Raw genomic sequence first — 14,041 nt, forward strand, 5'->3', positions numbered from 1 at the left:
TGCCATGTCAAAACGTTTACTGCGGCAGCAGATTCTCGATATTGACGTCATCCGGTTCGGCCGTAACGTTGGGCCGGCCGGTGGTTGTAAAGCCGGTAAAACGGCCCAGAAATATGATCGCGATCCACAGCACAAGGGAGATCGCCGCCACCGTGCGTCCGGCCAACGGGGCTTTCGCGTCATTGTCCCAACGATGCACGGTGCGGGCGGCGGTCAACTCGAATACGAGCATGTTGATTCCGGCAAGCATCAACAAAACCATCTTCGTTCGGAAAAAAAAGTTGTGGTAGTACACGGCCGCGTTTGTGCTGAACATCAGGGAGCCCGTGACGACGGTCAGTCCGAAAGAGGCCCATGTCCATTTAAGGACATCCGACGCGATTCGTCTGAACGAGCGCTTGGTGGATGCGATCCCGAGCAAACGCAAATCGATGACTGCAATCGTGCCGAACACCATCGCCAACCCCAGGACGTGGAAGGCCTCGATCAGCGGAAACCAATAGAGAGAATTGCGGATCGCTTCAGGTACGCTCGAGGATTCGATCGCGGAAAGGATGCCGGGAATGCTCATCTTTATTCGCTGTTTCGCCCTTTCGTACTCACATTCGCTCCGCTCATCTTGATTCCCTGTTTCGCCCTGTCGGGCTCACATTCGCTCCGCTCATGTCACGCCTTCGGAGAGAGCGACCAGCTGCCCCAGACATTGTCATAGGCGATCAGCCGGCCCAGAATGACGATCCCGATCCAGATCAAAAACGTTATGATGGCCAGAGACTTTACGCTCCAGCGATGCAGAGACTTCTCCCAGTAACTTTCATTTCGTTTGAGCGCGACCTGGAAAACGGATGCGATCAGCGTACCGACCGCCACCAGGAACATCTTCAACCAGAATGAAAATGCCAGAAGCTCGCGTGCGGGCTCCCCGATAATCATGAAGATACCGGTGGTCAGCAGCACACAAAGCGCGCCGGTCAACCACGGGAAAAAGCGGCCGGTCGTTTCCAGCAGTGACTGATCCCGCCCCGCCAGGCCGAGGACGCGGAGGTCGATCATGAAGACCGAAGCGAGAACGACGCCGATCGCGGCGATGTGAATGGATTGGATCGTTGGAATCACCCACTCATGCGTCTTGATGATCAGACTCAGGGATGTCAGGGAAAGCCACTGCGTGAATTGAAACACTGAAGAATTACCTCGACTTACATAACTAAGAATTATTGGATCATTGCATCATCTGACGTTTCTTCATTGCTTCAACTTGATGAAATGAAGAACCGTTAAATGATGCAATGATCCAATGTTCTTAACTTAGAACTCTGACCCGCCGAGCAATTCGTTGCCGGGGACGGAATCGCAATTTTTGCCGGCAGCGGGAAACACCGGCTTGCCGTCTTTGCCCATCGGGCACTTGGCGATGGCGCCGGTGCGGGAGCCAAAATTGCTGCCGTCACGCAGGGGATTCACCTTGACGCTGAACACGGTACCCGCGCCAAAACTTTGCGCCGTAATCCCTTGCTGTGCCACAGCTGCAGCGCCGGCCATCTCGACGCCCCACCGGATCGGCTTTCCATCTTTGTCCCGCTCCGGCTTTCCATCCGGCCCGATCGGAATGAAGTGGAGTTCGGCATGATTGGCCTGAGCGACGAACTGTATGGCAACGCCGGTCAGCGTTACGGTCTTGGTCTGGTCGTACATTGCAAAGGAATGATGCGCCAGCGCGGGTGCGACGAGAAAACCCAGGCAGACAACAGCCGAACAGCCCGCGATCGCAAAGGTTTTGATAACTCGATTCATAATAAGCTCCTCGTATTATTGCTATTTCTTTCCGTCCAGGCTGTTCAGCAGGTCCAGCACGTTGGCCGGCAGATCGTCTTGCGGCTTATCCCAGCCGGTTTCAAAATACTTCTCCCAATTCTGCGCCCATGGCCGGCCGTAGTAGTCGATGAACCGGGGATCGCTCGAGGTAAGCTGAGACGGTCTGCCGTTGACGTTCCGCAGATTGCTGAGGCATTCGATGTAAGTAAATCGCCGCGTGTCGTTATCAAGGTTCGCGACGCGATTGAATTGCATCGTGAGATGCAGAGGCTGAACAAAAGCCTCCGGATCATAAAAGACAGCCTCGTGTTTCAGGCCTGCAAACGCGCCATTGTTTACTATGGGTTCGTAAGTCTCGATGGTCTCCAGTTTGTCGCTGTACTCGAACATCGAGTGCGACAGCGTCCAGGGCTGGACATTCGCCGTCCAGGTCACCAGCTTGGTTCCATCCCAGAAGCCGACCGTTTCGCCGTACCACTGCGGAACCTTCTGCACATGCTGCTTGCCGATCAGAACCTGGCGCAGGAAATTGGCCGCGATGCCGGAAAGGAATTGGATATTGCCGACGTTCATCGTCAGCTGGAAGTTCCCGCCCTGCGACGCTTCCGACCACCAGCGCATGAAGCCCTCGGGATAACAGAACGAAGCGTTCCACTGCGGCGAATTGTCGACGCCTTCGTGATAGTTCATCTGAACCATGCGCTTCTGGTATTCGGGCGTCAGGAGTGAAAGGATCGTGGGCACCTGGTTGATGGTTCCCCAGGTCCACTGGGAATCCGAGTACGAACGATCGCGCGTGTACCAGCCATCCCAATCCGGAATCGTCGCCTTCGTGTAGACTGTCGGACCGCCTTTCGCTTTCGCCGCCGCCATTAAGGCTGCGTAGTGCTCCTTCGCTGTCTTGTAGGGATAAGGACTGACAATCTTTTCCCGCGGATAATCGATCTTGCAGTCGCCCCAGGAAGCCGAGTTGGGCGGCTTCTCGCCGATCCGATGCGATGTCCAGATATCCGTGATCTGCCGCGGAGTATTGCAGCGGAAGTAGCGTTGATCCGACCACAGACCGTTGTCTTTATAAAAGTTCTTCGAGGTGAACATGTCCATCGGCAATGCACTCATTCCGGCCGGTGGGCCCGGGAAAGTCGGAGTGTTTGCGCGACCGCCGCCGCCGCCGCGTCCGCCTCCGCGGCCGCCACTACCCTGTCCACCTTGTCCGCCGCGTCCCCGCTGCCCACCATTCTGCTGCGCACCTTGCGGCGCCTGGGTGTATGCCGTTGAGGTCAACACGATGGTGGCGAGCACGGCAAAGGTCGCCGTGACGAGGAAAACGAACAGTCTGGATTTCATGGTCTTGACTCCCTATCTCGTTTCACTGCAATCGGTTCGTGGCGGCAGTATACGACAAACCGTAAACTCGTGGTTCAACAAAGAAATTAGGCCGCAAAAGGGGAAAATTCGGGGGTCGCACCCCCGAATTTTCCCCTTTTGTCGCTAACCCTCTTCCGCGATCAATCAAATGTTTCGCCGGGCTTCGTTCCCCAGGTATAACCGTCGGATGGACGCTGCAGGCGGATCATCCGGAGCCGGTGATCTTCGGGGTTCCGTCCCGGATTTCCGACGATGATCACGTGATCGCCGACCTTTAAGGTATCGCGTCCAACGCCCTGACGGCCCAATTGGCCGCCGCCACCCCATTCCACGGCATACCGGATTAGCTCGCCGTTCGGCTGTTTCACATCAACGTGCACGAACGAATGTGGATTGCGGAAGAGGAACTGAGCCAATTCGCCCTCGACCTTCTCCTGCTTGTCTTCGAAGTAGGTCGCCGCAAAGGAATGATGCGCGGAGAGTCGCAGCGTCGACAGAGACACCAGCGCCGCAGCGGCAAGCAGCAGCATGATCCATTTGACCTTCATTCTTCCTCCTGGCAACCGGGTTATCCGCAGAATTTCACACCCGATGAACTGTTATGTCAACATCTGAATCTGCCGTTCTACAATGAGCTATGAATCGAACATTTCGCATCGGCCAGATTGTTCCCAGCTCCAACACAACCATGGAGAGCGAGATTCCCGCCATGCTCCACGCCCGGGAAGCCATAGAACCGGAACGGTTTACATTTCATTCCAGCCGGATGCGAATGAAGAAAGTGACCAAAGAAGAACTGGCTGCGATGGACGCCGACTCCGGCCGTTGCGCCGCGGAACTGGTGGACGCGCGAGTCGATGTACTGGGCTATGCCTGCCTGGTGGCGATCATGAGCATGGGCAAAGGCTATCACCGAGAGTCCGAAGAGCGCCTTCACGAAATCACCGTTAAAGAAGGTCACCCGACTCCGGTAGTCACCAGCGCAGGGGCTTTGATCGCAGGCCTCAAGGCGCTGGGCGCGAAACGCGTGTCTCTAGTCGCTCCTTATATGAAGGCGCTGACCTGCATGGTCGTCGATTACATCGAGGTCGAAGGCGTTCAGGTTGCCGACAGCATCGCTCTCGAAATTGCGGACAACGTCGAGGTCGGCCGTCAGGATCCGATGGCGCTGGCCAGAATCTATCGCGATCTGAAACTGACCGGCATCGATGCGCTGGTGCTTTCCTCCTGTGTTCAAATGCCTTCGCTCGCCGCAGTCCCCATCGTCGAAAACGAATGCGGATTGCCGGTCGTTTCCGCCTCGATCTGCACCACCCATCAAATGCTCCAGCGGCTCGGACTCAAAACCGTCGTCCCGAACGCCGGCGCCCTGCTTTCCGGAAAATTTTAGCTGTTATTTTTATAACATTGGTGTTATACAATTAGCACCAATGAAACAAGCAGCGATCTGGAGTTGCATTTGCGCCGCGATGGTCAGTCTGTTGCTGGCGTCACCGCAAAAATCGACTTTCGATGTGGCGACTATAAAAAGCACGTCCGGAAGGCTGCCGAATGGTGCAATTCGCGTAGGAGCTGCTCCAATCGGGCATCCCGCGGCCGCGAGTCCCGGCCGCTTGTACTACGATCGCGTTTCGTTGAAGTCCATCCTGCTGGTCGCTTTTTCCCTGAAGGAGATGCAGCTTGTTTGTCCGGACTGGATGGCAAGCGAATACTACGAGATCGATGCCCGCATGCCGGTGGGAACGACACCGGAACGGATTCAGACGATGCTTCAGAACCTGCTCGTCGAACGATTCAAAATGACGCTCCATCGAGAGGTCAGAGAGACCGACGCCTACCGGCTGGTCGTTGCGAAAGGCGGCCCGAAGCTGAAGGAGGTCGAAGCCCCCAAAAGCAACGTTGTTATTCCGCCGCGTGGTCCAGTCCAGCGCGACGCAGACGGCTGGATGATCGCCCCCCGACGCCCGGGGCCCTTCGCGGACGATCGTTCGGATCGCAGCCGCTGGACGTTTCAGCAATCCCGCGTGACCGAGTTGGCAACGGCGCTGGAGCGGCGACTGAATCAGCCCGTCACCGATGCGACATCGCTGAAAGGGAACTACGACTTTACGCTGACATTCTCTGCCGATGGATTGCCCACGCTACTCGACCCACTAGGCTTTCCCGTCGCTCCTCCGATTGGAGTCGTACCGCAACCATTGGATCTCTCAAACGTCTTCACGGCTCTGGAGCAACAGATCGGACTCAAGCTCGAACGGACAAAAGGTTCCATCGATGAGCTTGTGATCGATCAGGCCACGAAAACGCCCGGCTCGAACTGAGAGAGGTATCATGACATGACAGCAAACCCGAAAAGTATCTGCCTGCTGCTCGTCCTTACATTTTCCACGATAGCCACTGTCCCTTCGGTCTTGTCTCAGAGGAATGAACTGGCCCAAGGTCCGATGGCATTCGAGGTGCCTCCGTCAAGGTCGCGGATCCGCATGGCGGCCCTACTGGTATTTTCAGAGAGGGAGACAAGTTTTACGCTAACAACGCCACGTTAAACATGCTCGTTGGTTATGCGTACGACCTGCGGCCATTCCAGGTGTCTGGAGGTCCCAAGTGGAGTGAGTCTCGTCCATTCACAATCGTCGCCAATGTGCCCCCGGGGACGGCCGCCCCACAGACGACAATGGGGCGCCAGCAATTGGGCCAGATGTTGCAGGCCTTGCTCCGCGACCGGTTCAAGATGATCGTGCGCAGCGAGTCCAAAATGGAAACTGTTTACGAACTGGTCGTTTACAAGGGAGGCTCAAAGCTCAAAGAAGCGAAGGCGGATGGAACCAACACTAGCATTCGCAGCGGACCTCGACAGATCCTGGGCTTAGCTGCGAGGATGGATCCGTTGGCTCGGCTGTTATCCCAGCAGGTCGGCCGCCCCGTCACAAACAAGACAGGGTTGACCGGCCGGTACGACTTCACTTTGACCTTCGAGCCGGAGCTGACAACGGCTGCCACTGCAGTCCCTTCGATATTTGTTGCCCTGGAGGAACAGCTGGGCCTGGAACTGAAGACCGTCCGCGGGCCTGTAGATGCCCTTGTTATTGTAAGTGCCGAAGAGCCCAGCGAGAACTGAGTGGGAACGCTGTTATGCTAACCCGCTTCTGTCCTGCAACACCCTTGAGCTTCCCAGAATCTTCTCATAGACTTTTGATGTGTTAGTTTTATAACGTTTATGTTATTCAATTAGCACCAATGAAACAACCGCTACATTCTGCACTCAGCCGCCGCGAGCGGCAGATCATGGACATCCTGTACCGGCTGGGCCGCGCCACCGCAAATGAAGTGATGGCGGATCTGTCCGGCGAGCCGAATTACTCGACGGTTCGCACGCAGCTTCGCGTGCTCGAAACCAAGGGGCACGTGCGGCATGAGGAAGAGGGACTTCGTTACATCTACTTCCCGACGGCGCCGCGGCACAGCGTACGCCAGTCAGCGGTGAAGCATCTCATCGAGACCTTCTTCGGTGGGTCGGCCGAGAAGATGATGTCGACTCTCCTGGGAAGCGAAGGCTCGAAGCTGTCGGACGAAGACCTTGACCGCCTGGCGAAACTTATCGAAAACACGAGAAAGGGCAGGCGATGATTCTCGCAATCCTGCAATCATCCGTGATTGTGATCATCGCGTTTGGAGCGGTTTGGATGGCGCGCAAGCAATCCGCGGCCTTGCGCCACGTGATCCTCACGGTGGCATTGTTCGCGTCGCTGATTGTCCCCTTCATCGGCGCGCTCCTCCCGGAACGCGCCCCCCGGCCTTCGCTTCACGTAGTCGCGAGCTTTAGCCCGCGTTCAGCCGCACTGACGCAAGGGGCGCGGGCTGAAGCCCGCGACTACACAAGAATCGCCGTTGTTTCAGAGTCCGGACATTCATATGCATTTGTGACCTGGATTGTTGGGATCAGCATAACGTTGGCGCTCATCCTCACAGGCATGTTGCGCCTCGCCTGGCTCGTGCGTCATGCCCGGCCTTTCCCCGGCGAGTATCCCTTCCGCATGAAGCGCGATGTCCGGATACTCCGAAGCAATTCCTCGGTCCTCGGCACCTGGGGTGTCCTACGGCCCTGCATTCTGCTTCCGGGCAGTTCGGAGAAATGGTCCGGTGATCGTCTGCAGGCGGTGCTGACTCACGAACTCGCGCACATCACGCGTTTCGACTGGCCGGTCCAGATGCTTGCCGAAATTGCGCGGGCCGTTTACTGGTTCAACCCGTTGTTCTGGTTTCTCTGCCGCCGGCTTCGCGCGGAAAGCGAGCACGCCTGCGACGACGCCGTGTTGAACACTGGAATCTCCGCGACCGATTACGCAACGCACTTGCTCGAACTCGCGCGCACGTTGAGAGGCTCCACCCAAACCTGGGCTCCTGTACTGGCAATGGCCAGGCCACCGCATGTTGAAAGGAGATTTGTCGCCATGCTGAATCCGTCCATCAATCGCAAACAGGTAAGCCGCAGAATCATTTTTATCGCCGGTATTCTTGCGCTGTTGATCACTCTGCCGATCGGGGCTGTCCGGGCAGGCCAGGACAGCAAGCCTGCTGTCCTTTCGGAAATCGTTACGGTCGTAAAACCGGCAGAGTCGCCCGCGCCGGCTCCCCCTCCAGCGGTTAAAAGAGCGGCGCCGCGGGTGAAGCCGGTGCAGGGCCTCGCAGACGGGAGCCTGTCCGGAACTATTTCGGATGCAACCGGCGCAGTGATTCCGGGCGTTAGCGTAACCGTGTCGAGCAGAACGGTCAGCCAAAATGCGGTCACCGAGACCGACGTGCAAACAACAACGACCAATGAGGTCGGTAGTTATGAATTTCGCGGATTGACCCCCGGCCCATACATCATGAAAGCGATGCTGCCCGGCTTTGCGCTGTTTCGATCTGGCGCGCTGCAGATAACCTTCGGACAGAACGTAGTCGAGAACGCTACCCTGTCCATCGGCAGCATGCTGCAGCGGGTGGAACTTACGGTTGCCGGACAGGCCAGACCAAGGACTGTCTCAACCAATGGTCCTGTCCGTATCCGCGTCGGGGGAAATGTCGTGGCTGCCAGACTCATCACTCAGGTCAAGCCGTACTACCCGGAGGAGGCAAAGGAGGCCGGCATCGAAGGCATCATTCACCTTCAAGGTTTCATCGGAAAGGACGGAACACTGATCGGTTTGAACGCGACGAATAACATCAACTATCTGAGCAAAGCCGCCCTCGAAGCCGTCAACCAGTGGCGCTACTCGCCGTCGCTTCTCAACAACGAACCGGTTCAGGTCCCCACATCCATCGACATCGAATTCAAATTGGAACAGTAAAAGCGAACGACACAGGAGGCACAAATTCATGTGCCCCCTGCCCCTTGATAAATGCAACCGTTAAACGCTCCTGGTTGACGGGCAGCTTGGGGTTGAGTTGCGCATCAATTGAAGGCGCCGCCGCCACCTTTCCCGTCGCCATTTTTGATTGTCTGGCCCTCAAAGCCACCGACGGACGCACTATCTTCCTCCGAATGGCTTTACCGATAGAATATACCGCCATTGCGACGAGGCCCGATCGATTGCGACGAACGACTTGGCTGTATCACTTCACGGACGCGAGAAACATCCCGTCGATACGGGAGTCGGGCGGACTCTGGTCAACAGCCAAACTTCGCGAGATGGGCATCGAGTTTTATCCCGGAGGAAATCAGCATAGCCTCTACGCGTATGCTGGGTTCACCGATGTCGAGTTCAATCCTCACCGGTCGATTAACTGTCAGGCTCGCTCAGCAGCGTTGTTTCTATCACTCTTGAAACGGACGGAGTTGGACAGCGCACTGCAATCACCTAGCAACTTCGTTGAGACGTTGGTACGATCGCGATACCGTCCCCAACTACGTAGTGATGACTTCGCCACACACGGCTTATTCTCGCAGAAGAGATAACTCGCAAATTGCGCTTCATTGATTCCACCGTTCTGTGCGTCGAGCTTTTGCTTTTCCATCATTAACCAGTCGTGCAAGCGCCACCACATCTGCGTATCGTCTTCGAGAATGTCCATCTCGCTGACGTCATCTCCATCGTTGCATTCGCGTCCCGCAGCTAACATTTCTCATCTGCCGGCCCGGGAAAGTGTGTCGCAACCTCCGCCGCTCCCGCCGAAGTTGCGTGATCGAACTGCTGCCGGTATAGAATCTGCAAGCATGAGCTTGCCCCGGACAGTTCTCCTTCTTTCCGTCGTCATCACAGCGCTTGCTCTTGGCGTGGACCCTGCGCCGGGCCAGAAGCTCGCGCCGATTCTAGGGCAGGTGGCGGGCGCGCGGACCCCGTGTACGCAGGACACACGTATCTCACTGGAAAATATCGAGAACTACAACTGGAGCTATTGCAACTTGGATCTGCATTCGTTTTGGAACAGCTTGCAGGTTCCTGTGGGCCGTTTCACCGGCTCGGAATTGTTATTTGATGTATCGAGCACGTATGGGGATGTCGACGGCGATGGCATCGATGAACGGCTCCTGCATCTGAGACTTGAATTCAATCAAGTTTCGAGAATCGTGGTCCTCAAGCCTCCAACAGCGCAGGTCAATCGATGGCGTACCGTAGCTTTTCTGGATCTGGACACGTTCCATCTTGATCCGGAAGGTCGCGTCGTGACAAGCGGCCGGGAACGCTGGCTTGCGGTCAGTCACATCGAAAAGGCCTGGGGAACCGGTATATTTCAGGAGAATGAGAGCTGGTACGCGCTTAGCAACGGTCGGTTTCGCGAAGTGTTGAGCTTTCCAGCGGAGGGACATGTCACCCGCGTAGGCGCTCCTGTGATCGAAGTGAAGTTCAAAACAAGTGTCGAACTGGGCCGTTTCGACGGATCGAAAAATGCGATCAACGTCCAGTACACCACGACGGTAGGAGACTTTGCGGATCTCCCCATCCGTACAGCGGTTCGGTTTACGAAGTCGCCATCCGCTTCTGCATTCACGTTCGATCCCGCGGGATCGACGATTTCGAGCGGTGATTTTCTCGCAATCCTCAACATCGACTCCGGGAAGCTCACAGATCAGCGCTTCCTGAACTTCGCTTATCCAGCGCTGCGCGTAGTGGCGCACCGCGACGCATCGGCGCTGGAATGGCTGAGTGAGTTGCTTAACTCGTGCGACGCAACGACGCAGAAGGCCTGCGCTAGCCTGACAAGCGCGCTCGAATCAAGACAACGGTAGGCCTTGCAGATATCGCTGCTGCCCAGGTGAGGCGACCCGACCAAAATCCTTAGAAGCAATTGATCGCGGTTTTCGATGAGAAGACATTGCCCCCGGCGGCGTTCGCGTCGGGGAAAGCCGTTTCCCGTTCGGGAAAGCCGTTTCCCATTTGGCAAAGTCATTTCCCATTCGGCAAAATCGGTCCGCCCGTTTTAAATAGTGAGCGGGTGAGAGATGCGGCGGCAAGGGCCGCCTGCGGATCTGCCCAAAACCGTTAACCATTAACAAAGGAGGAGGCACATTATGCCAAAACCAATTCGTTCCAAAGCGTTGGCCGGCTTTTTCAAGCTGTCCGACGTGGATGTCGTCAGAGACGGCATCTCTGTTCAGACCAATATGACCGGTAATTCGAAATTCCCGAATCCGCCGGTCGATCTGGCGACCCTGAAGACCAACCTCGACTCGCTGACGACACTCATGTCGCAAGCGGCCGACGGAAGTAAGAAGGTCATCGCTCAGAAAAACCAGCAACGTGAAGTCGTGATCGGAATGTTGCGGCTGCTCGCGCGTTACGTCGAGAACGTTTCTTTAAACGACCCGACGGCGTTCGAGACGAGCGGATTCCAGCTTGCTTCAAGGCCGAAGGCGCAAACTGCGCCGTTGTCCGAGAAGATCCGCAAAATCGATCACGGTCCCAACAGTGGGCAGATTCTCGTTTGGCTCCAGTCCGTTCTCAAGGCGGGCAGCTACGAGCTCCACTTTGGGCCGGCCGTCAACGGCGGCGCACCCACCACCGGGACAACGCAAGGCGTCCTGGGAGTGAAGTTGCCGATCGTTCTGACGGGCCTGACGCCGGGCGCCACCTATTTTTTCCAGGTGCGCGCTCTGCTTCAGGATGGTTTCACCGACTGGAGTGACCCGGTTACGTTCATCTGCACGTAGCTGAGTAAAGAATGCGGCAGTCGAGACGGAAGTCTTACGTCTCGATTGCCGCATTTGACTCATCTCTTAGAATGAGCACATCCAGTTCGATGGAAACTCCAGAACATTTGCCGATTGTCATTCCGCCGCTGACGTCGCGCACCGACGAAGGCGAGCTGTATATGCGGCCCGAAGCCGTGGAGGCCGAACTTCTGTCGGTCTTGCCGCAGGGGCCGGCGGAATGGATCAAGGGCAGAACGAAACTCAAAAGCGAATCTCTCGTCTTTTTGCACCGGTACCTCCGCCGCAGCAAAGACGACGACGCCGCCGGCCGGCTCCAGCAGGAAATCAACGCCCGCACAATGCGAATGGGCAAGCGGTGGATCTACGGCATTGACAAGGAGGGAACCGACTTTATCGTGTCCGAGGTCGAAGCGGAAATCGATGAGCTTCTGCTCGCCGAAATACCGTCGCGCCAGAGCGAGTATCTGGAGGTCGGATTCGGACAGACCGTGTATCGCCGCACCAAGGACGCCGTCGAACGTTTCAAGAACACGCCGTTCGCCCACAAGGGCAATACTGTGACGGAAACCTATGACGAGAACGGACAGGAGGAGGTCGACCTTCTGGAACAAGTTCCGGACAGCGGCGCGAGGCCGGAATCCGAAGTGCTTTGGGCGGATTGGGTCGAGAAAACTCTAAGGTTCGTCACGAATCCGAAGCATCGCGAGGCGGTCATTCTTCGCTATCTCCGAGGATGGCCGATCACCAGTAAAGATCCGGAGGAATCGTGTTTGTCGAGGTACTTCAAAGTCAGCTCGCGGCAGATCCAGACCTGGATCGACATCGCACTCAAACAAATGAAAGACGGAATGATGGGAGAAGGTTATGGCACAGCAAAATACCGCTTTTAGCGACGTACTGGCTGCCCTGAAGACGGAGGAATCCGAGCCGACGTATTCCGCGCTCGCGCGCTGGCAGGAGCGGTATCCAGAATTTCACAACGACCTGGAAGACTATTTTGCAAACTGGGCGACTTCCATTTTCAACGCGTTGGAGCCCGTCGACCTTGACGCGGAACCCGGCCCGAACGAGCGCTGGCTCACGGATTTCGGCGTGGCCTACGCGATGCAGATCATGCGGCGGCAGGAAGCCGGAATCCCCGATAACCGGATCGAATCGCTGACGGATTTCGAACGGCTAGTGCTGACGGCGATGAAAGCGCAGCGCACACCGCGCTGGCAATACCTCGACCGGATTACCGACACAGTCCGGGAAATGTCGAACCATCACTACCTGCGGAGCGCGGTCCTCGAGGCTCTTCAGTCGCTGGAAAAGCGGTACGTGATTTTCTCGTGGTCGCCCAGTCCCGACAGGCATCCCGATGAATCCGGGCGAACGTATCTTTTTCTGTCCTCCATCGGCGCGGCCTCGCTGAAACAGGCAAGGAAGGCGTCCCACAGGAGGAATTGACGGCGAACGTTACCGGGAACATTTCCAACATCACCCCGATGTGCCTCCTGTGCCTCTTGTGGTTCCTTCCTCCTTCCCGTTTTGTCGTACAATCCCCGCCATGACAACCGTTGCAAATGAAGAGCGCGGAGCCTTTGCGTGGGTGGCCGACCTTGGCCAGGCGGAACGGCGCGCCTTTGGCGCGTGCGTTGGAGGATGGGCGCTGGACGCGATGGACGTTCAGATGTTCAGCTTCGCCATTCCCGCGCTCATTGCAACCTGGGGCATCACGCGCGGGCAAGCCGGAGTGCTTTCGACCGCGGCGCTGCTCATGTCTGCTGTCGGCGGATGGCTGGCGGGATGGTTTGCGGACCGTTACGGACGCGTCCGTACCCTACAAATCGCCATCGCCTGGTTTGCGGTTTTCACTTTTCTATCCGGCCTGGCGCAGAACTATTCCCAGATGTTCGTCGCGCGAGGCTTGTTAGGTCTGGGCTTCGGCGGCGAATGGGCGGCGGGCGCAGTATTGCTGGGAGAATCGATTCGCGCTCAGCATCGGGGTAAGGCTCTCGGCACCATGCAAGCCGGATGGGCCGTGGGATGGGGTGTTGCCGCCATCTTGAACGCCGTCTTCTTTACACTGCTTCCCACCTCAATCGCATGGCGCGGATTGTTTCTTGTCGGAATCGCTCCGGCGCTTCTGGTGTTTTTCCTCCGGTGGTATGTCGAAGAGCCGGCTGTATACCTCAATACACGAAAACAACTCGCCGCGAGCGGCGACAAGCCTTCGTTCTTTGAGATTTTCCGTCCGCCGCTGCTGCGCATCACCTTGCTGGGCGGACTGATGGGTACTGGAGCGCAAGGCGGCTATTACGCCGTCACGCAGTGGCTGCCGACCTACCTTCGTACCGAACGAGGACTCTCCATCCTCGATTCGACGGGATACCTGATCGTGCTGATCACCGGCGCCTTTTGCGGCTACATGTCCGGCGGCTATCTGGCCGATCGGATCGGGCGCCGCCTGACGTTTCTGGTCTTCGCGATCGGAGCAGGGCTCGTGGTTGTGACGTACACAGCTTTTTCTTTCGGAAACCACACGATGCTCTTCCTGGGATTTCCGCTCGGTTTCTTTGCGTCGGGCGTCTTCAGCGCGATGGGAGCGTTCTATACCGAGCACTTTCCAACCCGCGTCAGAGGCGTCGGCCAGGGCTTTGCCTATAACCTCGGCCGCGGCACGGGAGCACTATTCCCGACGCTCGTGGGATATCTTTCCGTACATATGCCGCTGGGGGAAGC

General features: G+C 57.0%; 17 protein-coding genes. 10 read left to right on the forward strand and 7 right to left on the reverse strand.

Annotated features, from left to right (window positions below; all coding sequences use genetic code 11):
* Positions 1-16: 16 nt before the first annotated feature.
* The 5 genes from VGK48_18710 to VGK48_18730 all read right to left on the reverse strand — a co-directional run bounded on the left by VGK48_18710 (position 17) and on the right by VGK48_18730 (position 3,731).
* On the reverse strand, positions 17-571 hold the full coding sequence (locus VGK48_18710) for a DUF6644 family protein (protein HEY2383211.1): 555 nt from the start codon (positions 569-571) through the stop codon (positions 17-19).
* A gap of 95 nt (positions 572-666) precedes the next feature.
* The gene (locus tag VGK48_18715) at positions 667-1,182 is read right to left on the reverse strand and encodes a DUF6644 family protein (protein HEY2383212.1); all 516 of its coding nucleotides are present in this window, start codon (positions 1,180-1,182) and stop codon (positions 667-669) included.
* A 126-nt stretch (positions 1,183-1,308) separates the two neighbouring features.
* Positions 1,309-1,794, reverse strand: a complete 486-nt coding sequence (locus VGK48_18720) for a DUF6152 family protein (GenBank protein ID HEY2383213.1) — start codon at positions 1,792-1,794, stop codon at positions 1,309-1,311.
* Between the two features lie 21 nt (positions 1,795-1,815).
* Positions 1,816-3,162 (reverse strand): hypothetical protein, encoded by a 1,347-nt coding sequence (locus tag VGK48_18725; protein ID HEY2383214.1) that lies wholly within the window; start codon positions 3,160-3,162, stop codon positions 1,816-1,818.
* A gap of 161 nt (positions 3,163-3,323) precedes the next feature.
* A complete protein-coding gene (locus VGK48_18730; protein HEY2383215.1) occupies positions 3,324-3,731 on the reverse strand; it encodes a DUF6152 family protein in 408 nt (135 codons plus the stop codon).
* An 89-nt stretch (positions 3,732-3,820) separates the two neighbouring features.
* Here VGK48_18730 and VGK48_18735 point away from each other — a divergent pair, with 89 nt between their 5' ends.
* The 5 genes from VGK48_18735 (at position 3,821) to VGK48_18755 (ending at position 8,513) form a co-directional block, all read left to right on the forward strand.
* Positions 3,821-4,573, forward strand: a complete 753-nt coding sequence (locus VGK48_18735) for an Asp/Glu racemase (protein HEY2383216.1) — start codon at positions 3,821-3,823, stop codon at positions 4,571-4,573.
* Positions 4,574-4,613: 40 nt separating this feature from the next.
* Complete coding sequence (locus VGK48_18740) at positions 4,614-5,504, forward strand: TIGR03435 family protein (GenBank protein HEY2383217.1); 891 nt, start codon at positions 4,614-4,616, stop codon at positions 5,502-5,504.
* A gap of 128 nt (positions 5,505-5,632) precedes the next feature.
* Positions 5,633-6,301: a TIGR03435 family protein gene (locus VGK48_18745; GenBank protein ID HEY2383218.1), complete on the forward strand. Its 669-nt coding sequence runs from the start codon at positions 5,633-5,635 to the stop codon at positions 6,299-6,301.
* A gap of 119 nt (positions 6,302-6,420) precedes the next feature.
* Entirely contained in the window at positions 6,421-6,810 is a 390-nt protein-coding gene (locus VGK48_18750; GenBank protein HEY2383219.1) for a BlaI/MecI/CopY family transcriptional regulator, read from the forward strand.
* Positions 6,807-8,513 carry a M56 family metallopeptidase gene (locus tag VGK48_18755; GenBank protein HEY2383220.1) on the forward strand — a complete coding sequence of 569 codons (1,707 nt, stop codon included), beginning with the start codon at positions 6,807-6,809 and terminating at the stop codon, positions 8,511-8,513. Before VGK48_18750 ends, VGK48_18755 begins: the two co-directional genes overlap by 4 nt.
* Here the strand turns inward: VGK48_18755 and VGK48_18760 are convergent.
* Positions 8,497-8,694: a hypothetical protein gene (locus tag VGK48_18760; protein HEY2383221.1), complete on the reverse strand. Its 198-nt coding sequence runs from the start codon at positions 8,692-8,694 to the stop codon at positions 8,497-8,499. The genes VGK48_18755 and VGK48_18760 overlap by 17 nt on opposite strands.
* 258 nt (positions 8,695-8,952) lie before the next feature.
* Positions 8,953-9,285 carry a hypothetical protein gene (locus VGK48_18765; protein ID HEY2383222.1) on the reverse strand — a complete coding sequence of 111 codons (333 nt, stop codon included), beginning with the start codon at positions 9,283-9,285 and terminating at the stop codon, positions 8,953-8,955.
* A gap of 94 nt (positions 9,286-9,379) precedes the next feature.
* Between VGK48_18765 and VGK48_18770 the strand changes: the two genes are divergently transcribed.
* The 5 genes from VGK48_18770 to VGK48_18790 form a co-directional block, all read left to right on the forward strand.
* The gene (locus tag VGK48_18770) at positions 9,380-10,393 is read left to right on the forward strand and encodes a hypothetical protein (protein HEY2383223.1); all 1,014 of its coding nucleotides are present in this window, start codon (positions 9,380-9,382) and stop codon (positions 10,391-10,393) included.
* Positions 10,394-10,675: 282 nt separating this feature from the next.
* The gene (locus VGK48_18775) at positions 10,676-11,314 is read left to right on the forward strand and encodes a fibronectin type III domain-containing protein (GenBank protein ID HEY2383224.1); all 639 of its coding nucleotides are present in this window, start codon (positions 10,676-10,678) and stop codon (positions 11,312-11,314) included.
* An 89-nt stretch (positions 11,315-11,403) separates the two neighbouring features.
* Positions 11,404-12,207: a hypothetical protein gene (locus tag VGK48_18780; protein HEY2383225.1), complete on the forward strand. Its 804-nt coding sequence runs from the start codon at positions 11,404-11,406 to the stop codon at positions 12,205-12,207.
* The gene (locus VGK48_18785) at positions 12,182-12,766 is read left to right on the forward strand and encodes a hypothetical protein (protein HEY2383226.1); all 585 of its coding nucleotides are present in this window, start codon (positions 12,182-12,184) and stop codon (positions 12,764-12,766) included. Before VGK48_18780 ends, VGK48_18785 begins: the two co-directional genes overlap by 26 nt.
* A gap of 100 nt (positions 12,767-12,866) precedes the next feature.
* A partial coding sequence (locus VGK48_18790; GenBank protein ID HEY2383227.1) for an MFS transporter occupies positions 12,867-14,041 on the forward strand: 1,175 nt, incomplete at its 3' end.

Source organism: Terriglobia bacterium (assembly GCA_036496425.1).
GTDB lineage: Bacteria > Acidobacteriota > Terriglobia > 20CM-2-55-15 > 20CM-2-55-15 > 20CM-2-55-15.